23 protein-coding genes are annotated in these 23991 nt (G+C 73.4%); 19 read left to right on the top strand and 4 right to left on the bottom strand.

Going from position 1 to position 23991, the window contains the following annotated elements; translation table 11 throughout:
• Positions 1-62: 62 nt before the first annotated feature.
• Positions 63-503 carry a ferritin-like domain-containing protein gene (locus ACIBR0_RS09160; protein WP_396713740.1) on the bottom strand — a complete coding sequence of 147 codons (441 nt, stop codon included), beginning with the start codon at positions 501-503 and terminating at the stop codon, positions 63-65.
• On the bottom strand, positions 500-949 hold the full coding sequence (locus ACIBR0_RS09155) for a hypothetical protein (RefSeq protein WP_396713835.1): 450 nt from the start codon (positions 947-949) through the stop codon (positions 500-502). The genes ACIBR0_RS09160 and ACIBR0_RS09155 overlap by 4 nt, the downstream gene beginning before the upstream one ends.
• Before the next feature lie 228 nt (positions 950-1177).
• On the opposite strand from ACIBR0_RS09155, the gene rimP reads away from it, so the two are divergent.
• From rimP to ACIBR0_RS09105, 10 genes are all read left to right on the top strand, one after another.
• The gene (gene rimP / locus ACIBR0_RS09150) at positions 1178-1837 is read left to right on the top strand and encodes a ribosome maturation factor RimP (RefSeq protein WP_396713738.1); all 660 of its coding nucleotides are present in this window, start codon (positions 1178-1180) and stop codon (positions 1835-1837) included.
• The gene (gene nusA / locus ACIBR0_RS09145; RefSeq protein WP_396713736.1) at positions 1834-2877 is read left to right on the top strand and encodes a transcription termination factor NusA; all 1044 of its coding nucleotides are present in this window, start codon (positions 1834-1836) and stop codon (positions 2875-2877) included. Before rimP ends, nusA begins: the two co-directional genes overlap by 4 nt.
• Positions 2878-2893: 16 nt before the next feature.
• Positions 2894-3226: a YlxR family protein gene (locus ACIBR0_RS09140; RefSeq protein ID WP_396713734.1), complete on the top strand. Its 333-nt coding sequence runs from the start codon at positions 2894-2896 to the stop codon at positions 3224-3226.
• Positions 3227-3319: 93 nt separating this feature from the next.
• Positions 3320-6340 (top strand): translation initiation factor IF-2, encoded by a 3021-nt coding sequence (infB, locus tag ACIBR0_RS09135; RefSeq protein ID WP_396713732.1) that lies wholly within the window; start codon positions 3320-3322, stop codon positions 6338-6340.
• A 90-nt stretch (positions 6341-6430) separates the two neighbouring features.
• The gene (locus tag ACIBR0_RS09130; protein ID WP_396713730.1) at positions 6431-6724 is read left to right on the top strand and encodes a DUF503 domain-containing protein; all 294 of its coding nucleotides are present in this window, start codon (positions 6431-6433) and stop codon (positions 6722-6724) included.
• Positions 6725-6950: 226 nt separating this feature from the next.
• Positions 6951-7433 carry a 30S ribosome-binding factor RbfA gene (gene rbfA, locus ACIBR0_RS09125; protein ID WP_396713728.1) on the top strand — a complete coding sequence of 161 codons (483 nt, stop codon included), beginning with the start codon at positions 6951-6953 and terminating at the stop codon, positions 7431-7433.
• Positions 7434-7489: 56 nt separating this feature from the next.
• Positions 7490-8521 (top strand): bifunctional oligoribonuclease/PAP phosphatase NrnA, encoded by a 1032-nt coding sequence (locus ACIBR0_RS09120; RefSeq protein WP_396713833.1) that lies wholly within the window; start codon positions 7490-7492, stop codon positions 8519-8521.
• Between the two features lie 75 nt (positions 8522-8596).
• Entirely contained in the window at positions 8597-9004 is a 408-nt protein-coding gene (locus ACIBR0_RS09115; RefSeq protein ID WP_357037788.1) for a hypothetical protein, read from the top strand.
• On the top strand, positions 9004-9213 hold the full coding sequence (locus ACIBR0_RS09110) for a DUF6186 family protein (protein ID WP_357037797.1): 210 nt from the start codon (positions 9004-9006) through the stop codon (positions 9211-9213). Before ACIBR0_RS09115 ends, ACIBR0_RS09110 begins: the two co-directional genes overlap by 1 nt.
• A 514-nt stretch (positions 9214-9727) precedes the next feature.
• Entirely contained in the window at positions 9728-11056 is a 1329-nt protein-coding gene (locus tag ACIBR0_RS09105) for an MATE family efflux transporter (protein ID WP_396713726.1), read from the top strand.
• A 27-nt stretch (positions 11057-11083) separates the two neighbouring features.
• Here the strand turns inward: ACIBR0_RS09105 and ACIBR0_RS09100 are convergent, their stop codons facing one another.
• Complete coding sequence (locus ACIBR0_RS09100) at positions 11084-11404, bottom strand: hypothetical protein (RefSeq protein ID WP_357037391.1); 321 nt, start codon at positions 11402-11404, stop codon at positions 11084-11086.
• Between the two features lie 188 nt (positions 11405-11592).
• Between ACIBR0_RS09100 and truB the strand changes: the two genes are divergently transcribed.
• The 7 genes from truB to ACIBR0_RS09065 all read left to right on the top strand — a co-directional run bounded on the left by truB (position 11593) and on the right by ACIBR0_RS09065 (position 19382).
• A complete protein-coding gene (truB, locus tag ACIBR0_RS09095) occupies positions 11593-12435 on the top strand; it encodes a tRNA pseudouridine(55) synthase TruB (protein ID WP_396713831.1) in 843 nt (280 codons plus the stop codon).
• A gap of 67 nt (positions 12436-12502) precedes the next feature.
• The gene (locus tag ACIBR0_RS09090; RefSeq protein WP_396713724.1) at positions 12503-13432 is read left to right on the top strand and encodes a bifunctional riboflavin kinase/FAD synthetase; all 930 of its coding nucleotides are present in this window, start codon (positions 12503-12505) and stop codon (positions 13430-13432) included.
• 197 nt (positions 13433-13629) lie between these two features.
• Positions 13630-13899 carry a 30S ribosomal protein S15 gene (rpsO, locus tag ACIBR0_RS09085; RefSeq protein WP_088963411.1) on the top strand — a complete coding sequence of 90 codons (270 nt, stop codon included), beginning with the start codon at positions 13630-13632 and terminating at the stop codon, positions 13897-13899.
• A gap of 228 nt (positions 13900-14127) precedes the next feature.
• Positions 14128-16554 carry a polyribonucleotide nucleotidyltransferase gene (locus tag ACIBR0_RS09080; protein ID WP_396713721.1) on the top strand — a complete coding sequence of 809 codons (2427 nt, stop codon included), beginning with the start codon at positions 14128-14130 and terminating at the stop codon, positions 16552-16554.
• Between the two features lie 51 nt (positions 16555-16605).
• A complete protein-coding gene (locus tag ACIBR0_RS09075; protein WP_396713719.1) occupies positions 16606-18027 on the top strand; it encodes a M16 family metallopeptidase in 1422 nt (473 codons plus the stop codon).
• A gap of 50 nt (positions 18028-18077) precedes the next feature.
• On the top strand, positions 18078-18851 hold the full coding sequence (gene dapB, locus ACIBR0_RS09070) for a 4-hydroxy-tetrahydrodipicolinate reductase (RefSeq protein ID WP_357032151.1): 774 nt from the start codon (positions 18078-18080) through the stop codon (positions 18849-18851).
• Between the two features lie 42 nt (positions 18852-18893).
• Positions 18894-19382, top strand: coding sequence for a GNAT family N-acetyltransferase (locus tag ACIBR0_RS09065; RefSeq protein ID WP_396713717.1), 489 nt, complete (start codon positions 18894-18896; stop codon positions 19380-19382).
• 58 nt (positions 19383-19440) lie between these two features.
• Here ACIBR0_RS09065 and ACIBR0_RS09060 read toward each other — a convergent pair whose 3' ends face one another.
• Complete coding sequence (locus tag ACIBR0_RS09060; RefSeq protein ID WP_396713715.1) at positions 19441-21558, bottom strand: glycogen debranching N-terminal domain-containing protein; 2118 nt, start codon at positions 21556-21558, stop codon at positions 19441-19443.
• Positions 21559-21704: 146 nt separating this feature from the next.
• On the opposite strand from ACIBR0_RS09060, the gene ACIBR0_RS09055 reads away from it, so the two are divergent.
• Positions 21705-22694 (top strand): LacI family DNA-binding transcriptional regulator, encoded by a 990-nt coding sequence (locus ACIBR0_RS09055; protein ID WP_396713713.1) that lies wholly within the window; start codon positions 21705-21707, stop codon positions 22692-22694.
• Positions 22695-22720: 26 nt separating this feature from the next.
• Positions 22721-23971 carry an extracellular solute-binding protein gene (locus tag ACIBR0_RS09050; RefSeq protein WP_396713711.1) on the top strand — a complete coding sequence of 417 codons (1251 nt, stop codon included), beginning with the start codon at positions 22721-22723 and terminating at the stop codon, positions 23969-23971.
• Positions 23972-23991: the final 20 nt, after the last annotated feature.

The following is a 23991-nucleotide window of genomic DNA, read 5'->3' as shown; positions in this document are numbered from 1 at the left end:
GGAGTATGCATACCTGGTATGCGGACCGCAACCGGAGCGCTCAGCCCGGGGGTGACGCGACCTCAGGTAGGACGGCCGGGGAACGCCACGGTCGACGGGGTGACCCCCGCGATCCGCCGCCACCGGGTCGCCCGGACCGCGTAGTCCACCAGGGCGGCGAGGGCGCGGTCCCGGTCCGGGCCGGTGGTCGCCGCGACCGCCGCCCGCCAGAACGCGGCGGTGCGCTCCTCCACCTCCACCGCCAGGCGCAGCGCGCTCGCCCGGTCCGTCACCGGGTACGGCAGCGCGTACCCGGCGCGGTCCGCCGGGACGGTGCCGCCGGAGGTGCTGAGCTGCACCACCAGCGCGTCACGGCGACGCCGGTGCGCGGCCTCCGCCTCCCGCGCCGCGGTCCGGGCAGCGTCGGTGAGGCGTACGCCGATCGGGCCGTAGGCCCAGATGGCCGCGTACTCGGCGGCCAGCGCGGCACCGAGCGCCTCGGCGGGACCGGACGGCGCGGTCATCGCAGCACCTCCACGTGCGTGGCGCGGGCGGCGACGATCGACGCGAGCAGTGCCGCGCGGTCCGCCGGTGCCTCCGCGCAGGCCTTCGTCGCGTTCTCCCGGCCGGCGCGCTCGCGATCCCGCAGGGCGGCCAGCGCGGCGGCCGGGGCACCCTCGGTCGCGGGCGACGCCGGGGCGGACGCCGAGGGCGGCGCGGTGCGGGACAGCCGCGCCAGTTCGGCGGCGTGCGCGCGGTGCGCCTCGGCGATCGGGGTGAGCCGGCCGGCCAGCGTGGGGTGCGCGGCGGCGGCGTCGGTGTGGGCCGCGGCGAGCGCGAGCGCCTCCTCGACCAGCGGCGCGAGGGGGTCGGGCGCCGGTGCCGCGTCTCCGTCGCGGTCGAAAGGATCACAGCCGGTCAGCGACGTCGTCGCGCCGCCGAGTGCCAGCAGGGCACCGGCTCGCAGCAGGTTACGCCGCGAATGTCCGGTTGCACCGTCGCGCTCTGTCGTTCTTCCCGTCGCCACCGGACAAGTCAACACCATCCTGGCCGGTCCCGGGGTCATCGGCGTCGGTGCGCCGCCCGGGCCGGTGCCGGACCGGCGCGTTACGCTCTGCACGCCACCGGCGCGATCGCTCCGGTGGCGTGCCGGCATGGCGCCCGACCGGACGCCGCGAGCAGGAGAAGGGTGCGCCAGATGACGCAGCGTGGCCGGGCCACCAGGCCGACGGGGCCGACCGGGCGACCGCGGCGTCCCGAGGGTCCCCGCGGCGGGGAGCGCGCGCCGCGCGGTGACCTCGCCGCCCGGCGCGCCCGCCTGCGCGAGGTCATCGAGCCCGTGGTCACCGCGGCCGGGTACGACCTCGAGGACCTTTCCGTCTCCCGGGCCGGTCGCCGGCACGTGGTGCGGGTGATCGTGGACGCGGACGGCGGCGTCAACCTGGACGCGGTCGCCGACGTCTCGCGGGCCGTCTCCGCCGCGCTGGACGAGGCCGAGGAGGCCGGCGGCGACATCGTGGCCGGCGAGTACCAGCTCGAGGTCAGCTCGCCGGGCGTGGATCGGCCGCTGACCCTGCCCCGCCACTGGCGGCGCAACGCCGGCCGGCTGGTCAAGGTGACCGCCCGCGCCGCGGAGGGCGCCGACCGGCAGGTCACCGGCCGCATTCTGGCCGCCGACGACGAGCGGGTGACGCTGGAGACCGAGGCCGGCCCCGCGGAGTTCACGTACTCCGACCTCGGCCCCGGCCGGGTGCAGGTGGAGTTCACCCGCCTCGACGAGGCGGTGGACGAGGCCGACGACGCCGGCGACACCGACGACTTTGACGACGACGATGATGTGGAGGACGAGGAGAGGTGAACATCGACCTCGCGGCGCTGCGCGCACTGGAGCGCGAGCGGGAGATCCCGTTCGACACGATCCTCGCGGCGATCGAGACCGCGTTGCTGACCGCCTACCGGCACACCGAGGGCGCGGAGTCCCACGCCCGGGTGGAGATCGACCGTAAGTCCGGCGCGGCCCTGGTGTACGCGCAGGAGATGGACGACGACGGCACCGTGGTGCGGGAGTGGGACGACACCCCGCACGACTTCGGCCGGATCGCCGCCATGACCGCCAAGCAGGTGATCCTCCAGCGTCTGCGGGAGGCCACCGACGAGGTGCACTTCGGCGAGTACGTGGGCCGCGACGGCGACCTGGTGACCGGCGTCGTGCAGGCGCACGAGGCGCGGGCGGAGAAGGGCATCGTCAGCGTCGACCTGGGCAAGCTGGAGGGCGTCCTGCCGCAGTCGGAGCAGGTGCCCGGCGAGCGGTACGCCCACGGCGAGCGGATCCGCTGCGTCGTGGTGCACGTCGCCAAGGGAATGCGCGGGCCGCAGATCACGCTGTCCCGGTCGCACCCGGCGCTGGTGAAGAAGCTCTTCGCCCTGGAGGTGCCGGAGATCGCCGACGGAACGGTCGAGATCGGCGCCATCGCACGTGAGGCAGGTCACCGGACGAAGATCGCGGTCCGGTCCACCACCCCCGGTGTGAACGCCAAGGGCGCCTGCATCGGCCCCATGGGGCAGCGGGTGCGGGCGGTGATGAGCGAGCTGCACGGTGAGAAGATCGACATTATCGACTGGTCGGACGACCCGGCGACGTTCGTCGGCAACGCGCTCTCGCCGGCCAAGGCCCTGCGGGTCGAGGTGGTCGACCTGGCCGGCCGGGCCGCACGGGTGACCGTTCCGGACTTCCAGCTGTCGCTGGCGATCGGCCGGGAGGGGCAGAATGCCCGCCTTGCCGCCCGTCTGACCGGTTGGCGGATCGACATCCGGTCCGACGCGGAGCAGGCGGGTGCGGCCAACCGGGGCGGAGCTGATCACGTCCCGGAGCCGGGCGGCGCGATCTCGGGCAGCTAGGGGTAGACTTCCCCCAGTGGTACGACGCGTGGCGCCGGTGCGCACCTGTGTGGGTTGCCGGCGACGTGCGCCGGCCAGCGAGTTGTTGCGGATAGTCGCGGTTGGTGACGAGGCTGGACACAGCCTCCGACCTGATCCGGCCCGCATACTGCCGGGTCGGGGAGCGAACATGCACCCGGATCCGGCCTGCTTCGCGCAGGCAGTGCGGCGGCGCGCCTTCGGGCGGGCGCTGCGCGTGACCGGGGTCCCTGACCACCGGGAGCTGGCGGAGCACGTCGAAGCGCCAACCACTACGTCCGGTCAACCCGAGCGGACGAGGGTCGCTAGCAAGGTAGGACGACCGACATGAGCACACGATGAAGTCCCTGAAATGACCAGGCTTCAAGTGCAGGAGTGAGGTCGCTGCGGGTGCTGCCCGCACGACCTCGGAGTGAGGAGTGCAGTGGCAGGTAAGGCCCGCGTACACGAGCTAGCCAAGGAGCTCGGGGTCGAAAGCAAGACCGTTCTCGCCAAACTCAAGGAGATGGGCGAGTTCGTCAAGTCCGCGTCCAGCACCGTCGAGGCGCCTGTCGCCCGACGGCTGCGTGGCGCCTTCGTCGCGTCCGCCGGTGGTTCCTCGGCGCCGACCGCCACGCCGGCGGCGGCCTCGAGCCCGGCACCGACCCCGACGCCGTCCCCGTCCCCGACCCCGGGCGCACCCCGGGTCTCGGCCAAGCCGATGCCGCCGCGGCGGCCGGCCGCGCCGGCACCCGGTCCGAAGCCCAAGGGCCCGGTTCCCGGCCCGCCGCAGCCGGCGGCCCCGGTCGCCAAGCCGGCGAGCGCACACGACATCGAGGTGGCGGCCGCGGAGGCGCGTGCCGCCGCGCTGAAGGCCGAGCAGGAGGCCGCGGTCAAGGCCGCGCAGGCCGCTCGCCAGCAGCAGCGTGAGAACGTCCGTCGGGAGCCCCCCACCGAGGGTGGCCCCCGTCCGGGTCCGCGTCCGGGCCCGAACGCGGCTCCTTCGCGTCCCGGTACGCCGGCCGCCGGTCGTCCCGGCGCGCCGACCCCGGGTCCGGGTGCCCGCCCGGGCGGTCGTCCGCCGGCGCGCGGCGCCGGTAACAACCCGTTCGGTATCCAGGGCGGCCAGCAGCGGCCGCCGGCCGCCGGTGCCGGTGGCCCCCGGCCCAGCCCGGCGGGCATGCCGCCGCGGCCGAGCCCGGCCTCCATGCCCCCGCGGCCCAGCCCGGCCTCCATGCCGAGCCAGCGTCCGACCACGGGTCGCCCCGGCGGTCCCGGTGGCGGTCGTGGCGGTCCCGGTGGCGGCGCTGGTCGTCCCGCCGGCGGCGGCGGTGGCTTCCGCGGCGGTCCCGGTGGCGGGGGCGCTGGTGGTGGCGGTGGCTTCCGCGGCGGTCCCGGTGGCGGCGGCGGTGGCGGTGGCTACCGTGGCGGTCCCGGTGGCGGCGGCGGTGGCGGCGCTCCCGGTGGCGGTTTCCGTCCGGGTGCCCCGGCCGGTGGCGGTGGTCGTCCAGGTGGCGGCGGTCGTGGCCGTGGCGGCGGCGCCGCGGGTGCCTTCGGGCGTCCGGGTGGCCGGCCGACCCGCGGTCGCAAGTCCAAGAAGCAGCGCAGACAGGAGTTCGACAACCTGTCGGCCCCGACCATGAGCTCGGGTGCTCCCCGGGGTCAGGGTCAGGTCGTCCGGCTCTCCCGTGGCGCCTCGCTGTCGGACTTCGCCGACAAGATCAACGCCAACCCGGGTTCGCTGGTCCAGGAGATGTTCAACCTGGGCGAGATGGTGACGGCGACCCAGTCGTGCTCCGACGACACCCTGCTGCTGCTGGGTGAGCACCTCGGTTTCGACGTGCAGATCGTCAGCCCGGAGGACGAGGACCGCGAGCTGCTCGCGCAGTTCAACATCGACCTCGACGCCGAGGTCGCCGAGGAGCGCCTGGTCACCCGTGCGCCGGTCGTGACCGTCATGGGTCACGTCGACCACGGTAAGACCAAGCTGCTCGACGCGATCCGTAAGGCGAACGTCGTGGCCGGCGAGGCGGGTGGCATCACCCAGCACATCGGTGCCTACCAGGTCCACGTCCCGCACGAGGGCAACGACCGCGCGGTGACCTTCATCGACACCCCGGGTCACGAGGCGTTCACCGCCATGCGTGCCCGTGGTGCCCAGGTGACGGACGTCGTGATCCTGGTGGTCGCGGCGGACGACGGCGTCATGCCGCAGACGATCGAGGCGCTGAACCACGCCAAGGCGGCCGACGTGCCGATCGTGGTGGCGGTCAACAAGGTCGACAAGCCGGAGGCCAACCCGGACAAGGTCCGCCAGCAACTGACCGAGTACGGCCTGGTCGCCGAGGAGTACGGCGGCGAGACCATGTTCGTCAACGTGGCAGCCAAGCCGGGCATCGGCATCGAGGAGCTTCTCGAGGCCGTCCTGCTGACCGCCGACGCGTCGCTGGAGCTGACCGCTCCGATCGACGGGCCGGCGCAGGGTGTGGCCATCGAGGCGCACCTGGACAAGGGCCGCGGTGCGGTGGCGACGGTGCTGGTGCAGAAGGGCACCCTGCGGGCGGGCGACTCGATCGTCGCCGGTGGGGCGCACGGCCGGGTTCGGGCGATGCTCGACGAGAACGGCAACCAGGTCGCCGAGGCGGGTCCGGCACGTCCGGTCCTCGTCCTGGGTCTGACCGCGGTGCCGAGCGCCGGCGACACCTTCCTCGCCGCGGCGGACGACCGCACGGTGCGGCAGATCGCCGAGCAGCGGCAGGCGCGGCGGCGGGCGGCGGCATTCGCCAACTCCCGTGGCCGGGCGACTCTCGAGACGCTCATGGAGCAGCTCAAGGAGGGCGAGAAGACCTCGCTCAACCTGGTGCTCAAGGGCGACGTCTCCGGTTCCGTGGAGGCGCTCGAGGACGCGCTGTTCAACCTCGACATTCCCGAGGAGGTCCAGCTCAAGGTCCTCGACCGGGGTGTCGGCGCGATCACGGAGAGCAACGTCATGCTCGCCAGCGCCTCGTCGGAGCCGGTCACGATCATCGGCTTCAACGTGCGGGCCTCCAACAAGGTCCGCGAGATGGCCGACCGCGAGGGCGTGGAGATCCGGTACTACACGGTCATCTACCAGGCCATCGAGGAGATCGAGGCGGCGCTCAAGGGCCTGCTCAAGCCGGAGTACGAGGAGGTCGAGCTGGGCACCGCGGAGATCCGCGACGTGTTCCGCTCGTCCAAGATCGGCAACATCTCCGGCTGCATCGTCCGGTCGGGTGTCATCCGGCGCAACGCCAAGGCGCGCCTGCTGCGCGACGGGGCGGTGGTGGCGGACAACCTCACCGTCAGCTCGCTCAAGCGGTTCAAGGACGACGCCACGGAGGTCCGCGAGGGCTTCGAGTGTGGTCTGACCCTGGGTGGTTACAACAACGTCCAGGTCGGCGACATCATCGAGACCTTCGAGATGCGGGAGAAGGTTCGCGCCTGATCCGCGGCTGACGACAGTGGTCGAGGGGTTTACGCCGGTCTGGCGTAAACCCCTTGATCATGTCCGGCGTTGTCCGTAACGTCCTGAGTGATGTTCACCGGAACCGCGGTCTTCGACCTGCTTCTGCCGGGCGACTCCCGGTCGCTCAAGGCCAAGAGATCATATGTACGGCCGATCGTCGCGGCGCTGCGTCGCTTCGAGGTGTCGGCCGCCGAGGTGGGTGCGCTCGACCTGCACGGTCGGGCGGAGATCGCCGTGGCGGCGGTGGCCGCCGAGGCGGCGCACGTCCGCGAGGTGCTCGACTCCTGTGAGCGCCTGGTGGCCGGTCGGCCCGAGGCCGAGCTGCTCTCGGTGCGACGGCGCCTCTACGGCGAGGACGACTAGCCGCTCGGGGCCGCCCCGGCCGGGCCGGTCCCGACCGGCGTCACCGGGCGTGACGGCGCGACCGGCTGCGGAGGCGTGTGGTCACTGGTAGGGGCGTGGTCCGCGACACCGACGGTGACGTCCGGGGGCGCGGGCGGCGAAGGTAGTGTTCGAGATGTTGGCCGGTCGGCCGGTGACGTTCCGCGTCGTCCGGCGGCCGGGAGCGGGACGCCGTGGAGGTGGCGAGATGTCGGATCCGGCCAAGGTACGCCGGCACGCGGAGCGGGTGCGGGAACTGGTCGCGTCGGTGGTGCGGAGCCAGATCAAGGATCCGCGGCTCGGCATGATCACCATCACCGACGCCCGGATCACCGCCGACCTGCGCGACGCCACCGTCTTCTACACGGTGCTCGGCGACGCGGCGGCCCAGGCGGGCACGGCGGCGGCCCTGGAGAGCGCGAAGGGCATGCTGCGCAGCACCGTCGGCAAGGCGCTCGGGCTTCGGCACTCGCCGACCCTGACCTTCGTCCTGGACGACGTGCAGGACCAGGTCAAGCACATCGACGATCTGCTCGCGCAGGCGCGTAACGCCGACGCCGAGGTGCAGCGGCTGGCCGCCCGGGCCGAGTACGCGGGCGAGCCCCAGCCGTACAAGGTCGACGAGGACACCGACGCCGAGGACACCGACGAGAACGCCGAGGACGACACCTCGCCCCGGACCGGGCGGTGACCAGCTCCGCGGCCGGCTCGACCGGCCTCACGGTCGACCGGGCCCCGGCGGGGGCGATTCCGCCCGGGGCCGGTCCGACGGAGGCCGAGTGGGCCGCCGCGGTCGCCGCTGTCCGGGACCTGCCGCCGGACGCCCGGGTGCAGTTGATCTGCCACGTGAACCCCGACGGGGACGCGCTGGGCAGCATGCTCGCCTTCGGCCTGGGGCTGCGCCACCGGGGTGTCCGGCAGCTGCGGGCGACGTTCCCCGGCCCGCCCGAGGTGCCGGAGCCGTTCCGTGGCCTGCCCGGTCTGGACCTGCTGGTGCCGGCGACCGAGGCGTACCCCGATCCGGACCTCGTGGTCTGCTTCGACGCGGCGAGCGAGTCGCGCCTCGGTGAGCTGGTCGACCGGCTGGAGACCGCCGGCACCGCGCTGGTGCTCGACCACCACGCGTCGAACACCCGCTTCGGCGGCGTCAACCTGGTGGACCCGCACGCCGCGGCCACATCGGTGGTCGTCGAGGAGCTGCTCACCCGCCTCGGGGTGCCGCTGGACGCCGGCATCGCGGAGTGCCTGTACGTGGCGCTCAGCACCGACACCGGTTCCTTCCGCTTCGAGGCGACCACCCCGGCGGTCCACGCGATGGCGGCGCGGCTGCTCGCCACCGGCATCCGCCCCGGCGACATCTCCCGACGGATCTTCGACACCCGGCCGTTCGGCGCCGTCCGCCTCTTCGGCGAGGTGCTGGGCCGGGCTCGGCTGGAGCCCGACGCCGCCGGTGGGCACGGTCTCGTCTGGACGTACGCGACCCTCGACGACCTGACCCGGCACGACCAGCGCCCGTACGTGCTGGAGGCGTTGATCGACTCGGTGCGGTGCACCGCCGAGGCGGACGTGAGTTGCGTGGTCAAGCAGACCGGGCCGGACGGGTGGGCGGTGTCCATGCGCAGCAAGGGCGCCGTCGACGTGTCCCGGGTGGCGGTCGCGTTGGGCGGTGGCGGCCACCGGTTCGCCGCCGGCTTCACGGGGCACGGCACCGTCGAGGAGGTCGTCGGGAGCATCCGTGCCGAACTCGGCGCCGCTCTCGTCACGCCCGGCCCCGCCTGAGCCCTCCGAAGATCAGGGACAGCTCCGGGGGGTGTCCACCTTCCCGCCGTGTGTGAACGCGGGGAGAATCATGGGATGGAGCAACCCCACGACCTCACCGTCGAGGCGCCCCGCGCCTGGGACCGGCCGGCCGTGGCCGTGCCGGTGCTCGTCTGCCTCTCGTTGGTCGGCGGCCGGTTCGCGTCCTTCTCGACCGAAGCCAATCTCTACACGCTCGGCACCGGGGGCGTACTGATCTGGCTCGGTCTGAGCAATCGGGTGCCGCGCCGTCCCGCACCGCACCGGCTCGGGGCCGGAGCGGCCTGGTGGGCCCTGCCGGTGGTGGTCTTCGTGGTCTTTGAGGGCGCCACCTTCGTGATGGCGGCGGGGGACGACTTCCCCACCTTCTCCCGGCTGGCCGACCCCCTGCTGGAGGACCGGCTGGTCCGGTCCGCGGCCTGGCTGGGCTGGCTGTCCGCGTTCTGGGGCCTGGTGCGGCGATGATGCGGGCCCTGGCGATCGGCGGCTTCCTGGCGTCGCTGGTGCTCTTCGCCGCGGTGGAGTGGGCGGCGCGCCGGGAGGGCTCCCGGATCCCGACCCTCGGCGACGTGTGTGCGTACGTGACGCGCTACGAGGTGGGTTCGGTGCCGGTGGGCCGGATCGGACTCCTGGGCTTCTGGTGGTGGCTGGGCTGGCACTTCCTGGCCCGGTGAGCCGGCGTTCCGGCTGTCCGAATGGCGGGAAGCACGGCGAAGCATGTGGACCTGAACGATAGCTTGGGAACTGGCCGGCGCCCCTGGTGGCGCCTGGTCACGGGCGGTGGGGCCGCACCCGGCGTCGCCTCCCTCCAGGGTCGGACCGACCCCGGCTAGCGCCGCCCATCGGCCGCTCCGGTGATCCCGGACCGCTGCGGGCGCACAGCAGCAGGACGACTCCGTGCGTGTCGCCGTTCGGTGACCCACACCCTGGAAGGGATCACCACCATGCCGAGCAAGCCCAAGCCCGAGAGCACCGACGAGGCCCGCGAGCAGATGCGCCGCGCGCTGCAGACCTCGATGGACACCCGTCAGTGACGCTGACGTCGATCGGCTGACGCCCGGCCGGACGGCCCGTACGCCGTCGGAGCCGGGCGTCGACCGTGTCCGGCGACCCACACCGGGAGACACCACCCGGTAAGCACTGCGAGTTGTTGCGTCCCTTACCTGGCGCGTGCCAGGATCGGCGGCGATGAGTCAGCCCACCGTCGTCGCCACCCGGCCCGCGTCGCCGCGCCGGATCGCCGCACTCGCCCTGCCGGCCCTCGTGGTGCTGGCCGCTGAGCCGCTCTACGTCCTGGTCGACACGGCCGTCGTCGGCCACCTCGGCCAGGTTCCCCTCGCCGCGCTCGCCGTCGGTGGCACGGTGCTGACCCTCGTCGCGTGGCTCGGCGCGATCGTCGCGTACGGCACCACGGGGCGGTCGGCCCGCCGCTTCGGTGCCGGTGACCGGGCCGCGGCGGTGGCCGAGGGCGTCCAGGCGTCCTGGCTGGCACTCGGCATCGGGGTGCTGGTCGCGGTGGGGATGCAGCTCGGCGGTGGCGCGCTGGCGCGTACCCTCGCCGGAGAGGGCGGTGCGGTGGCCGACGCCGCCGCGCAGTGGCTGCGCGTCGCGGCGCTGGGCGCCCCCGGGCTGCTGCTCGCCGCCGCCGGCAACGGCTGGCTGCGCGGCGTCCAGGACACGCGGCGGCCCCTGTGGTACGTCCTCGGGCCCAACCTGCTCTCCGCGCTGCTCTGCCCGCTGCTGGTCTACCCGGCCGGGCTCGGCCTGGTCGGTTCGGCCGTGGCCAACGTGACCGCCCAGACGCTCTCCGGCGTGCTCTTCGTCAGCGCGCTGGCCGCCGAGCGGGTCGCCCTGCGCCCCCGCCCGACGGTGATCCGGCAGCAGCTCGTGCTCAGCCGCGACCTGCTGATCCGCGGCGTCGCCTTCCAGGCCAGCTTCCTCTCCGCCACCGCCGTCGCCGCGCGCTTCGGCGCCGCCGCGGTCGGCGCCCACCAGATCGCCGTGCAACTGTTCTTCTTCGCCGCCCTGGTGCTCGACGCTCTCGCCATCGCCGCCCAGGCGCTGGTCGGCGCCGCGCTGGGCGCCGGCGACGACATCGGGGCGCGCGCCCTGGCCCGCCGGATCGGCCTGCTCGGTGGCGTCTGCGGCACCGCGTTCGCCCTCCTCGTCGCCGCGGGCGCCGGTGTCGTCCCCGGTTGGTTCAGCTCCGATCCGCAGGTACGCGAGCAGGCCATGGTGGCGTGGCCGTGGTTCGTCGGGATGCTCCCGCTGGCCGGTGTGGTCTTCGCCCTCGACGGGGTGCTGATCGGCGCCGGGGACGTGCGCTACCTGCGTAACCTCACGATCGTCGCGGCCCTGGGCGGGTTCCTGCCGGCGATCTGGCTGGCGTACGGGCTCGGCCTGGGGCTCGGCGGCATCTGGGCCGGGCTCACGCTCTTCGTGGTGATCCGCCTGGTCGCGTTGCTGCTGCGGCTCCGCTCCGGCGGCTGGGCGGTGGTCGGCGCGGTCCGCGCCTGACCGGAGACCGCCCGCCGCCGGCACCGGTCAGGCCATCTGCTGGAGCCCGTAGACGGCGAGCACGAGGAACAGCGCGATCGCCCAGCAGACGAAGAAGGCCACGATCTTCACGGTGTTGGGGTAGCGCTGGTAGAGCTTCTGCCGCTGCTGCCAGGCCCACCAGCGCTCGCGCAGCCGGCGCGCGCCGGGCAGCGCCTCGACGGTTTCCGCGACCCGCACGCCGAGGGTTCGGCGCGGAGGCGGCGGGTCGCGCATCCAGTCCGGCAGGGCGGACGGCTGCTGCGGGGTGCGCTGCCAGGGCCGGCCGTCGCTGGCCGCGCCGGTGTGGCTGTCGCGGGTCTGTCGCATCGATGTCTCCCCGTGGTCCGGACGCCCGGCATACCGACGGACGTCGTTGCGGACATCGTCGCAGCGCGGCGCGAGACGCGTCGCCCCGTTTTCTCCGGGCGTACCGGGGCGGGTCGGCGTGCGGCGGTCTGGCAGGCTTGGCGGTCGTGAGCACTGACGGTCTGATCGTGGTGGACAAGCCGGGCGGCATGACGTCGCACGACGTGGTGGCGCGGATCCGCCGGCTGGCGCGTACCCGCCGGGTGGGCCACGGCGGCACGCTCGACCCGATGGCCACCGGGGTGCTGGTGATCGGCGTCGGGCGGGCCACCCGCCTGCTGACGTACGTGATCGGCGCCGGCAAGAGCTACACCGCCACCGTCCGCCTGGGGCAGGCCACCGTCACCGACGACGCCGAGGGTGACGTCATCGCCACCACGCCCGCCGGAACGGTGACCGACGAGGCGGTCCACGCCGCGTTCGCGGCCCTCACCGGCGAGATCGACCAGGTGCCCAGCGCGGTCAGCGCGATCAAGATCGACGGCCAGCGGGCGTACAAGCGGGTCCGCGAGGGCGAGAGCGTCGACCTGCCCGCCCGCCGGGTCACCGTGTCCCGGCTGGACGTGCTGGCGATCCGCCGGGACCAGCCCGACGTGGTCGACGTGGACGTCGACGTGACCTGCTCGTCCGGGACGTACATCCGCGCCCTCGCCCGGGACGCCGGCCTGGCGCTCGGCGTCGGGGGCCACCTGACCGCGTTGCGGCGTACCGCGGTGGGGGGCTTCACCCTCGCGGAGGCCGCCACCCTCGACGACCTGGAGTCAAGCGCGCCGGAGGTGGTCAACCTGCCGCTCGCCGCGGCGGCCGACCGGTTCTTCCCGCGTCGCGACGCCGACGCCGCCGAGGCCGCGACGCTGTCGCACGGCGGGCCGCTCGACCCGGTGGGGATCGCCGGGCCGTATGCGGTGTACGACCCGGCCGGTGGGCTGCTCGCTATCGTCAGCGAGCGGGGCGGTCGGGCCCGCGCGGAGATCGTGCTCGCTCCGGCCTGACGGCCGGGCTCGGGTGTCGTCACCGCCGGCCCGTCGACGGCCGGCGGGGGAGCAGGGGAGGAGAGCAATGCAGCGGTGGCGGGGGTACGACGCGGCGCCCGGCGGCTGGGGGCGGTCCGTCGTCACCATCGGCGTCTTCGACGGCGTGCACAAGGGGCACCAGGCGACCATCGGGCACACCGTGGCGCGGGCCCGTGAGCTGGGCGTCCAGTCCGTGGTGGTCACCTTCGACCCGCACCCGGCCGAGGTGGTCCGTCCCGGCTCGCACCCGGCCGTGCTCACCGAGCCGGCCCGCAAGGCGGAGCTGATCGAGGCGCTCGGCGTCGACGTGCTCTGCGTGGTGCCGTTCACTCCCGAGTTCTCCCGGCTGCCCGCCGAGGCATTCGTGCACGACATCCTCGTCGAGCACCTGCACGCCGCCGGGGTCGTCGTGGGGGGCAACTTCCGCTTCGGTCACAAGGCGGCCGGCGACGTCGCGCTGCTGGAACGGCTCGGCCGCACGTTCGGCTTCGGCGTCGAGGGCGCGCCCCTGGTCGCCGAGGCGGGGACCGTCTTCTCCTCCACGTACATCCGCTCCTGCGTCGACGCGGGCGACGTGGGGGCGGCGGCCGCCGCGCTGGGCCGGCCGCACCGCCTGGAGGGAGTCGTGGTCCGGGGCGACCAGCGCGGGCGGGAGCTGGGCTTCCCCACCGCGAACCTGCTCTGCCACCGGTACGCGGCGGTGCCCGCCGACGGCATCTACGCGGCCCGCCTGGTGCGCCGGGGGCGGCCCGAGCCACTGATGGCGGCCGTGTCGATCGGCACCAACCCCACCTTCTCGGGGCGGGAGCGGCGGGTCGAGGCGTACGTGCTGGACTTCGACGGCGACCTCTACGGCGAGCGGCTGGCCCTGGACTTCGTGGCGCACCTGCGTGGGCAGGTCCGCTACGAGGGCGTCGAGCCGTTGGTCGCCCAGATCCGCCAGGACGTCGAGCGGACCCGGCGGGCGCTGGCCTGAGCGGTCCCGGCACCGGTCTGCGGCGGCCTGGTACGGACGATCCGGACGTGCTGGTAGTGTGGTGGAGACGTCGGCTGACCGACGTGGTGCCTCGCGTGCCTGCACGACGCCGCGGGTGCGAGGAACCGGTCCGTTTCTCCGGTGCGAAAGCCCGACACGACGGACACCACTGGACAACCCACTGAAACAGGGAGAACATGGCGCTCGACCAGGAAGCCAAGGCCACGATCCGCGCGGAGTACGCGACCGCCGAGGGCGACACCGGTTCGCCGGAGGTGCAGGTCGCGGTCCTCACCAAGCGGATCGCCGAGCTCACCGAGCACCTGAAGGTGCACAAGCACGACCACCACAGCCGTCGCGGGCTGCTGCTGCTGGTCGGCCGCCGCCGCCGGCTGCTCAACTACGTCCAGAAGAAGGACATCAACCGCTACCGGTCGCTCATCGAGCGGCTCGGCCTGCGCCGATGACGTGACGGGGGAGTGGCCAGCGGGCCGCTCCCCCGTTCCGGTGTTACACAGGAAAAAACCACGGGCCGCGCGACCACCCGAAACGGGAGCCGGTCAGCGTACCGGTCTCCGGTAGTGGCCCCCGGGCACCCCGGCACCTTGCCGGCCACCCGGGCGCTTCGATCGAAGACCGGCCGTCTGAGCAGTTCCCCCGTCGTGGGCCCACGACGCGAAGGAGCACTACCGCAGATGACCGAGAGCAACCTCGGCACCGAATCCCGCACCGCCGTGATCGACAACGGGTCCTTCGGCACCCGTGAGATCACCTTCTCCACCGGCCGGCTCGCCCGTCAGGCCGCCGGCTCCGTCATCGCCCAGCTCGGCGAGACGGTCGTCCTCTCCGCCACCACCGCCGGCAAGCAGCCGAAGGAGCAGTTCGACTTCTTCCCGCTGACCGTCGACGTCGAGGAGCGGATGTACGCCGCGGGCCGGATCCCCGGCTCGTTCTTCCGCCGCGAGGGCCGGCCCAGCGAGGACGCGATCCTCACCTGCCGCCTGATCGACCGGCCGCTGCGCCCGTCGTTCGTCAAGGGCCTGCGCAACGAGGTCCAGGTTGTCGAGACCATCCTCGCGCTCGACCCGCAGCACCCGTACGACGTGGTGGCCATCAACGCCGCCTCCATGTCGACCAAGCTGTCCGGCCTGCCGTTCTCCGGTCCGATCGGGGCGACCCGGGTCGCGCACATCGACGGCCAGTGGGTGGCCTTCCCGACCCTGGAGGAGCTGGCCCGGGCCACCTTCGACATGGTCGTCGCCGGCCGCGCCCTCGACGACGGCGACGTCGCGATCATGATGGTCGAGGCCGAGGCGACGCCGAACGCCGTGACGCTGATCGCGGGCGGCGCCACCGCGCCGACCGAGGAGATCGTCGCCAGCGGCCTGGAGGCCGCCAAGCCGGCGATCCGCGAGCTGTGCCGCGCGCAGAGCGAGCTGGCCGAGGTGGCCGCCAAGCCGGTCGCCGAGTTCCCGGTCTTCCTGGACTACCAGGACGACGTGTACGACGCGGTGGCCGACGTCGCCCGCGCCGAGGTCGCCGAGGCCCTCAAGATCGCCGGTAAGGCGGACCGCGAGGAGGCTCTCGACCGGGTCAAGGCCAAGGTCGTCGAGGAGCTGGGTTCGCGCTTCGAGGGCCGCGAGAAGGAGCTGTCCGCGGCGTTCCGGTCGCTGACCAAGTCCGAGGTCCGCAACCGGGTGCTGCGCGAGCAGGTCCGGATCGACGGCCGCGGCCCGCGCGACATCCGCCCGCTGACCGCCGAGGTCGGCGTACTGCCGCGGGTGCACGGCTCGGCGCTGTTCGAGCGGGGCGAGACCCAGATCCTGGGCGTCACCACGCTCAACATGCTGCGCATGGAGCAGATGGTCGACACCCTCTCTCCGGAGAACCGCAAGCGCTACATGCACAACTACAACTTCCCGCCGTACTCCACCGGTGAGACCGGCCGCGTGGGTTCGCCGAAGCGGCGCGAGATCGGCCACGGTGCCCTCGCGGAGCGGGCGCTGATCCCCGTGCTGCCGTCGCGCGAGGAGTTCCCGTATGCCATCCGCCAGGTCTCCGAGGCGCTCGGCTCCAACGGTTCCACCTCGATGGGTTCGGTCTGCGCCTCGACGCTGGGCCTGCTCAGCGCCGGTGTGCCGCTGAAGGCGTCGGTCGCCGGCATCGCCATGGGCCTCATCTCCGACGAGGTGGACGGCAAGACCCAGTACGTGACGCTGACCGACATCCTCGGTGCCGAGGACGCGTTCGGTGACATGGACTTCAAGGTCGCCGGCACGCGGGACTTCGTGACCGCGCTCCAGCTCGACACCAAGCTCAACGGCATCCCGTCGGACGTGCTGGCCGCCGCGCTGCAGCAGGCGAACGAGGCCCGGCAGACGATCCTCGACGTGATGCAGGCGGCGATCGAGTCCCCGGCCGAGATGTCGGAGTACGCGCCGCGGGTCACCACCGTCAAGATCCCGGTGGACAAGATCGGCATGGTGATCGGCCCGAAGGGCCAGACCATCAACGCCATCCAGGACGAGACCGGCGCCGAGATCTCCATCGAGGACGACGGCACGATCTACGTCGGTGCCACCAACGGGCCGTCCGCCCAGGCGGCGGTCGACCGGATCAACGGCATCGCCAACCCGACCCTGCCGAAGGCGGGGGAGCGGTTCCTCGGCACGGTGGTCAAGACCGCCGCGTTCGGCGCGTTCATCTCGCTGCTGCCGGGCCGTGACGGCCTGCTGCACATCTCCAAGGTGGGCGACGGCAAGCGGGTCGAGCGGGTCGAGGACTTCCTCAACGTCGGCGACAAGGTCGAGGTGGAGATCGCGGACATCGACGCCCGCGGCAAGATCTACCTGGACAAGGTCCGCCCGGAGGGCGCCGAGGCGCCGGCCGCCGGCGAGGCCGAGGGTGGCGAGCGTCCGCCCGCGCGTGACCGTGGCGACCGGGGCCCGCGTGACCGCGGTGACCGGGAGCGCGGCGGCGACCGGGGCGGTCGTGGCCCGAGCGGCGGCGAGCGTGGCGCGGGCGGCGGCGAGCGTGGCGCGGGCGGCGGCGAGCGCGGTCCGGGTGGCGGCGAGGGTGGCGAGGGCGGCGAGCGTCCGCGTCGCCGCACCCGGCACAGCTGACCTGTAGCACCACCAGCACCACACCACCCCTCGTCGATCTGGGAGCAACACGTGAGTCGGGCCAGTCGTGCGCCGTTTCCGCCGGATCGACGGGGGGTGGCGTCGTTCCCGGGCACGGGTGCGGCGTACCGCGGCACCGGGGCGGCCCGCCCCGGCGCCGCCGGCCGGGCGGTGACCCGGACGCTGAGCGACGACCCGTTGGGTGGCACGGTCCGCCGGACCGTGCTGCCCAGCGGGCTCCGCGTGCTCACCGAGGCCATCCCGACGATGCGCAGCGTCTCGTTCGGCATCTGGGTGGCGGTCGGCTCCCGCGACGAGACCGGCCCGCAGGCCGGCGCCGCGCACTTCCTGGAGCACCTGCTCTTCAAGGGCACCAACAAGCGCGGTGCGCTGGAGATCTCGTCCTCGATCGAGGCGGTGGGCGGCGAGACGAACGCCTTCACCACCAAGGAGTACACCTGCTACTACGCGCGGGTGCTCGACGAGGACCTGCCGCTGGCGATCGACGTCATGTGCGACCTGGTCGCCGACTCGGTGCTGAATCCGGCCGACGTGGAGACCGAGCGGGGCGTGATCCTCGAGGAGATCGCCATGCATGACGACGAGCCCGGTGACGAGGTCCACGACCTCTTCGCCCGGGCCGTGTACGGCGACCACCCGCTGGGCCGGCTGATCTCCGGCACCGAGGAGACGGTCACCCCGATGAGCCGCCGGCAGATCCAGAGCTTCTACCGGCGCCGCTACGTCGCGCCGCAGATCGTCATCGCCGCCGCCGGCAACCTGGACCACGCCGCCGTGGTCCGGCTGGTCCGGCAGGCGGTGCGGGGCACGCCACTGGACAGCGACCCGGCCGCGCCGGCGCCGTACCGCTCCAACGCCTCGGTGGTACGCACGAGGCCCGCGACCACCGTGGTCGAGGCGAAGGAGACCGAGCAGGCGCACGTGATCCTCGGGTGCCCCGGCATCGACCGGCTCGACGAGCGGCGCTTCGCCCTCGGGGTGCTCAACAACGTCCTCGGTGGCGGCATGTCCAGCCGCCTGTTCCAGGAGATCCGCGAGCAGCGCGGGCTGGCCTACTCGGTCTACTCCTACGCCAGCCAGTACGCCGACAGCGGCCTCTTCGCCGTCTACGCCGGCTGCGCCCCGGGCAAGGTCGACGAGGTGCTGGACCTGACCCGGGCGGAGCTGTCCCGGGTGGCCGCCGAGGGGATCACCGAGAGCGAGCTGGCCCGGGGCAAGGGCATGAGCAAGGGCTCGTTCGTGCTGGGCCTGGAGGACACCGGCTCCCGGATGAGCCGGTTGGCCAAGGGTGAGCTGCTCTACGGCGACCTGATGCCGGTCGACGAACTGCTGGCCCGGGTCGACGCGGTGACCCTGGACGACGTGAACTCCCTCGCCGCCGAGCTGCTGAGCCGGCCGATGTCCCTGGCCGTGGTCGGACCGTTCGGCGCGGGTGACTTCGCCGCTTCCTGACTTGTGGTCCTCCCCGGCCGGCTCGCCCACCGAACGGGTAGGTTGTGCCGGTGACTGACGAGCAGGACAAGAACGCGGACGAGCCGATCCGCGTCGGCGTGCTGGGAGCGCGCGGCCGGATGGGCGTCGAGGTGTGCAGGGCGGTCGACGCGGCAGCCGACATGGACCTGGTGGCCATGGTCGACCAGGGTGACTGGCTGTTCAACGCCTCCGACGCCGGCGCCGAGGTGGTCGTCGACTTCACCACCCCGGACGTCGTCATGGACAACCTGCACTGGTGCATCGACCAGGGCATCAGTGCGGTGGTCGGCACCACGGGCTTCACCGAGCAGCGCCTGGACCGGGTGCGGGGTTGGCTGGAGCGCAAGCCCGGTGTCGGTGTGGTGATCGCCCCCAACTTCGGCATCGGCGCCGTGCTGATGATGCAGTTCGCCGCCCGCGCCGCCCGGCACTTCGAGTCGGTCGAGATCGTCGAGCAGCACCACCCGCGCAAGCTCGACGCCCCGAGCGGCACCGCCACCCACACCGCGCGGCTGATCGCCGCCGCCCGCGCCGACGCGGGCATGGGGCCCACGCCGGACGCCACCAAGGACGAGGTGGCCGGCGCCCGTGGCGCCGACATCGAGGGCGTACGCGTGCACGCCGTCCGCGCCACCGGTCTGGTCGCGCACCAGGAGGTGCTGTTCGGCACCACCGGCGAGACGCTCACCATCCGGCACGACTCGTACGACCGCGCCTCGTTCATGCCCGGCGTGCTGCTGGCGGTCCGTGCGGTGCGCAACCGCCCCGGCCTCACCATCGGCCTGGACGCCTTGCTCGACTGAAACCGTTCGTCGGACCGTTCCCGGCGGCCTAGGCTGCCCGGGATGATCGACTTCGGAGTTCTGGACCGGGCCGGGCGGCGGGTCACCCTGCGCCCGGTCGACGACGACAACTGGCGGGCGGTCGCGGAGGTGGCCCCCCGCGACGACCAGCGAGCCTGGGTCGCCGCGCTGGCCGCCCGCTACCTCCTGCTGACCTCGCGTTCCGAGGTCTGGACGTCCCTGGCCGTGTACGCCGACGAGACCGTCGTCGGGCACGTCATGTGGGGTGTGGACGACGACGGGTCGCGGTGGATCGGCGGCATGGTGGTGGACGCCGCCGAGCAGGGCAGCGGCGTCGGGCGGGCCACGGTCGTCACGCTGACCGACTGGCTGGCGGCCCAGGACGGCGGCCGGCATCCGGTGCGGCTGTCGTACCACCCGGACAACGTCGCGGCGGCCCGTCTCTACACCGGGCTGGGCTTCGTCCCCAGCGGTGCGACGGAGGACGACGAGATCGTCGTGGAACTCGTCGCCCGGACCGGTGACGCCTGAGCGGTCCGACACGCCGGTCGTCGCACCGCTGAGCCGTCACGACCCTCGCCGGCCGTCCTCAACGGACCTCGTGGGGCGTCTCGGGGGCGGGGCGCGGGGCGGGCACGGAGGCACCGGTGAGCCGGAGGCCGGCCGGCAGGCCGGTGACCGAGGTGGTGCCGTCCCGGTCGACCGCGACATCCGTCGACGAACCCGCGACGCGCAGGCCGGAGACCGAGACCGCGCCCAGCTCCGGTCCGGCCAGCGGGGCGAGCCGTACCGCACCGGCCGGCACGTCCGGGTAGAACCCGGTCGCCGCCTGGAGCAGGAGCACCGCGCTCGCCGCCGACCAGGCCTGCGGCCGGCACGCGGCCGGGTACGGCACCGGCCGGCCGAGCAGGTCGCGGTCGTCGCCGCCGTACAGCTCGGGCAGGCGGTAGTCGAACGCCTCCGCTGCCGCGAGCAGGCCCTCGGCGAAGCCGAGCGCGGCGGAACGGAAGCCGGCCCGGGCCAGGCCCGCGAGCACGATCGCGGTGTCGTGGGTCCAGATCGACCCGCAGTGGTACGACAGGGGACTGAACCCGGCGTCGTCGGTGGACATCGTGCGCAGGCCGAACCCGCCGGCCAGCGCGTCCGTGGTGAGCAGCCGGGCGACCCGCGCCTCCTCGTCGGCGTTCAGCAGGCCGGTGCCGAGCAGGTGGCCGATGTTGCTGGTCAGCGAGTCGACGGGGCGCTTGTCCCGGTCCAGGGCCAGGGCGGGCTGCGGGCCGTGTGGACCGTCGACCCAGAAGGCGGCGCGGAACCGGGCGGCGAGGCGCTCCCCGTAGGAGTGCCAGCGGTCCGCGCCCGGCCGGCCGAAGGCGTCGAGCAGGGCGGACCCGTTACGGGCGGCCTCGTACGCGTACCCCTGCACCTCGGCCAGCACGATCGGTGCCTCGGCGAGCCGGCCGTCGCGGAACCGGACCGCGTCGCCGGAGTCCTTCCAGCCCTGGTTGGACAGCCCGTGACCGGTGCGGTCGACGTACTCGACCAGCCCGTCGCCGTCGGCGTCGGCGTGCTCCGCGAGCCAGCCCAGCGCCGCCTCCAGGTGCGGCAGCAGCGGCTCGACCTGGTCGTCGGGCAGCCCCCAGCGCCACGCGTCGTGCAGCAGGTTGACCCACAGCATGGTGGCATCGACCGTGCCGTAGTAGGCCGGTGGCAGGCGCAGTGTCTCGCCGAGCAGCGCGAACTCGTGCCGCCGCAGCTCGTGCAGGATCTTGCCGGGTGCCTCCCCGGTGGCCGGCTCGACGCGCGTGCCCTGCCGGCGGGCGAGCACCCGCAGCGTGCCGGCCGCCAGCTCGGTGCCGAGCGGCAGCATCATCCGGGCCGCCCAGAGGCTGTCGCGCCCGAACAGGGTGAGGAACCACGGCACCCCGGCGCCGAGGAAGACGTCGTGCGGTGCGTCGGGGTCGGCCAGCCGCAGTGCGCGCAGGTCGGCCAGGGACCGGTCGAGCAGGCGGGTGAGGCGGCGGTCGTCGGTGCGTACCTCGGGATGGGCCCAGTCCGGCTCGCCGGGCGGGCAGACCACGACGGCGTGCGGGTCCTCGATGGTCATCCGCCAGCGCAGCGTGGCGGTCCCGCCCGGCGCCAGCGTGACCGGCCAGGCCAGTCGCGGCGCGGTGACCCGGCCGCCGGACGCGTCGACGTCTGCGCCCTCGGCGGTGACCGTGACGGTGGTGCCGTCGCCGGACCAGGACAGCTGGCCCGGCCCGCCGGTCTTGGCCTCCAGCGCCGGTACCGCGCCGCCGGACTTGACCACCTCGATCGGCGCCAGGTCGCAGCCGAGATCGACGGTGACGGTGGCCTGGACGGGAACGGTGGCGGTGGAGGCGACCCGTAGCTCCTCGGTGAGGCCCCGGGGGTCGAGCCGTCGGGTGCGGTCGACGCGCACGGTGGGGTCGGGCGTGGCGTCGCCGAGCCACCGGACCAGGGCGACGAACCGGGCACCGTGCGGCCCGGCCGCGCCGCTGGCCACGCCCTCCGGCTCCCGGTCGTCGATCAGCAGCTCGGCCCGGGTGAGGACCCGGGTGTCGGCGTGGAAGACGCCCTGGACGCCGACGGGGCGGATCTGCCCGGCCGCGTCCCCCAGCGCGCTGGTGGGGGCGAGGACCACCCCGGCCAGGTCGTGCAGGAGGGGTTGCAGATGGCGCTCGGTCACGACGCGGCTCCAGATCCTTCTCGACGGGGACCGATCTCTTGACACACGGTCCCCGGGGGGTGCAAAGTGCGAAACATTCCAGCAACTTGAACGATCCAATCCTGCCTCATCCGAATTGGATCGTTCAAGACCGCGAAGGGGATCACGTGGCCGAGAAGGTGACCATCGCAACGGTGGCGCGGCATGCCCGGGTCAGCCGGCAGACCGTCTCCAACGTGCTCAACGCACCGCACATCGTGCGCGAGGAGACCCGGCTGCGGGTGCAGGAGGCCATCACGGCGCTCGGCTACCGGGCCAACCAGGCCGCCCGCCAGATGCGCACCGGGCGGTCGCGGCTGATCGCCGTACGCATCGAGCCGACCCGGGACGGCATCAACGGCTCGGTGCTGGACCGGTTCCTGCACGGCCTCACCGAGACCGCCGAGACCGCCGGCTACCGCACCATGCTCTACACCGCCACGGACGACCAGCGGGAGATCGCCACCTACGACGACCTGCTCAGCTCGTACGAGCTGGACGGGTTCGTGCTGACCGGCACCGACCACGGCGATCCGCGTACCGCCTGGCTGGCGGCCAGCGGCGTGCCGTTCGTGACGTTCGGCCGGCCGTGGGACGACCCGGAGTCCCACTCCTGGGTCGACGTCGACGGCGCGGCTGGCACCGCCGCCGCCACCGACCACCTGCTGGCCGCCGGCCACCGGCGCATCGGCTTCATCGGCTGGCCGGTCGGCTCCGGCGTGGGCGACGACCGGCGCGCGGGCTGGCGTCGGTCGCTGGTCGCCGCCGGCGTCGATCCCACCGGCCTGGACCGGCAGACCGTCGACGGCATCGCCGAGGGGGAGCGGGCCGCCCGTGACCTGCTCGCCGGTGCGGCCCCGACCGCGCTCGTCTGCGCCAGCGACTCCCTCGCCCTCGGCGCGCTCCAGTCCGTCCGCGCCGACGCGCCGGCCGTGCCGGTGATCGGCTTCGACGACACCCCGGTCGCGGCGGCGATCGGCCTGACCAGTGTCAGCCAGCCCCTCGGCGAGGCCGCCGCCCGCTGCGTCGACCTCCTCACCGCCGTCCTCGACGGCACCCAGCGCACCCCCGACCACGTCCTGCTCCAGCCCTCGCTGGTGCTTCGCCACACCGCATGAATCCCGTCCCCCACCAGGAGAACCCGATGGCACCTCGATCCCTCACCCGAGCGGCCGTGGCCGGCCTCGCCGCCTTCGCCCTACTCGGAACCGCCGCCTGCGGCAGCGGCTTCGACGACTCCTCCGGCGACGCCGCACAGTCCAGCGGACCCGCCAACCTGCAGATCCTCATCGGCTCCTCCGGCGACGCCGAGACCAAGGCCGTGCAGGACGCCGCCGCCACGTGGGCGTCGGCGTCGGGCAACCAGGCCACCGTCACCCCCGCCCAGGACCTCACGCAGCAGCTCGGCCAGGCCCTTGCCGGTGGGAATCCGCCGGACGTCTTCTACGTCGACGCGGCCCGGTTCGCGGACTACGCCAGCGTCGGCGCGCTGGAGCCGTACGGCGACAAGATCAGCAACACCGACGACTTCTACGAGAGCCTGCGCACGACCTTCACCTACGACGGCAAGCTCTACTGTGCGCCGAAGGACTTCTCCACCCTCGCCCTCCAGATCAACACCGATCTGTGGACGAAGGCGGGCCTGACCGACGCCGACGTGCCGACCACCTGGGACCAGCTCACCGCCACCGCCCAGAAGATCAAGGCGAAGGGGCAGGTGCCGCTGGCACTGGGCGACACCCGGGACCGGATCGGCGCCTTCCTGGTGCAGAGCGGTGGATGGCTGCTCAGCGACGACTCCAAGCAGCCCACCGCCGACACCCCGGAGAACGAGGCGGCCCTGACGTACGTCAAGTCCCTGCTCACCCAGGGGCTGGCCCGCTTCCCGAAGCAGCTCGACGCGGGCTGGTCCGGCGAGGCGTTCGGCAAGGGCAAGGCCGTGATGACCATCGAGGGCAACTGGATCAAGGGGGCCCTCCAGAACGACTTCCCGAACGTGAAGTACAAGGTCGTGCCGCTGCCGGCCGGGCCGAAGGGGCAGGGCACGCTGTCCTTCACCCAGTGCTGGGGCATCGCCGCGAAGTCGAAGCACAAGGACCAGGCGATCAAGTTCGTCGAGGCGATGACCGCCGGCGAGCAGCAGATGACCTTCGCCAAGGCGTTCGGCGTGATGCCGTCCCGGCAGTCGGTCCGTGACCAGTACACCAGCGCGTTCCCGACGGACAAGCCGTTCATCGACGGTGCCGAGTACGCCCAGGGCCCGGTGAACGCCCCGAAGATGGACAGCGTGGTCGCCGAACTGGACACCGGACTGCAGGGCCTGGCCAACGGCAACCCGAAGACGATCCTCCAGAACTTCGACAAGAACGCCAAGGCGGCGCTCGGCGGCAGCTGACGTGACCGGAGGGGCCGCCT

The sequence above is a fragment of the Micromonospora sp. NPDC049497 genome (genome assembly GCF_044465805.1).
Lineage (GTDB): Bacteria > Actinomycetota > Actinomycetes > Mycobacteriales > Micromonosporaceae > Micromonospora.
Note: the sequence above shows the minus strand (reverse complement) of the source record. Positions and strands in the feature narration are given on the sequence as shown.

What these genes read in the sequence shown, in the direction of transcription:
- ACIBR0_RS09080 (WP_396713721.1), top strand. Translation starts at nt 14,128, where the DNA reads ATGACCGAGAGCAACCTCGGCACCGAATCCCGCACCGCCGTGATCGAC.
- rbfA (WP_396713728.1), top strand. Translation starts at nt 6,951, where the DNA reads ATGTCGGATCCGGCCAAGGTACGCCGGCACGCGGAGCGGGTGCGGGAA.
- ACIBR0_RS09090 (WP_396713724.1), top strand. Translation starts at nt 12,503, where the DNA reads ATGCAGCGGTGGCGGGGGTACGACGCGGCGCCCGGCGGCTGGGGGCGG.
- ACIBR0_RS09100 (WP_357037391.1), bottom strand. Translation starts at nt 11,404, where the DNA reads ATGCGACAGACCCGCGACAGCCACACCGGCGCGGCCAGCGACGGCCGG.
- ACIBR0_RS09105 (WP_396713726.1), top strand. Translation starts at nt 9,728, where the DNA reads ATGAGTCAGCCCACCGTCGTCGCCACCCGGCCCGCGTCGCCGCGCCGG.
- ACIBR0_RS09130 (WP_396713730.1), top strand. Translation starts at nt 6,431, where the DNA reads ATGTTCACCGGAACCGCGGTCTTCGACCTGCTTCTGCCGGGCGACTCC.
- truB (WP_396713831.1), top strand. Translation starts at nt 11,593, where the DNA reads ATGACGTCGCACGACGTGGTGGCGCGGATCCGCCGGCTGGCGCGTACC.
- rpsO (WP_088963411.1), top strand. Translation starts at nt 13,630, where the DNA reads ATGGCGCTCGACCAGGAAGCCAAGGCCACGATCCGCGCGGAGTACGCG.
- ACIBR0_RS09065 (WP_396713717.1), top strand. Translation starts at nt 18,894, where the DNA reads ATGATCGACTTCGGAGTTCTGGACCGGGCCGGGCGGCGGGTCACCCTG.
- rimP (WP_396713738.1), top strand. Translation starts at nt 1,178, where the DNA reads ATGACGCAGCGTGGCCGGGCCACCAGGCCGACGGGGCCGACCGGGCGA.
- ACIBR0_RS09050 (WP_396713711.1), top strand. Translation starts at nt 22,721, where the DNA reads ATGGCACCTCGATCCCTCACCCGAGCGGCCGTGGCCGGCCTCGCCGCC.
- ACIBR0_RS09115 (WP_357037788.1), top strand. Translation starts at nt 8,597, where the DNA reads ATGGAGCAACCCCACGACCTCACCGTCGAGGCGCCCCGCGCCTGGGAC.
- ACIBR0_RS09110 (WP_357037797.1), top strand. Translation starts at nt 9,004, where the DNA reads ATGCGGGCCCTGGCGATCGGCGGCTTCCTGGCGTCGCTGGTGCTCTTC.
- ACIBR0_RS09160 (WP_396713740.1), bottom strand. Translation starts at nt 503, where the DNA reads ATGACCGCGCCGTCCGGTCCCGCCGAGGCGCTCGGTGCCGCGCTGGCC.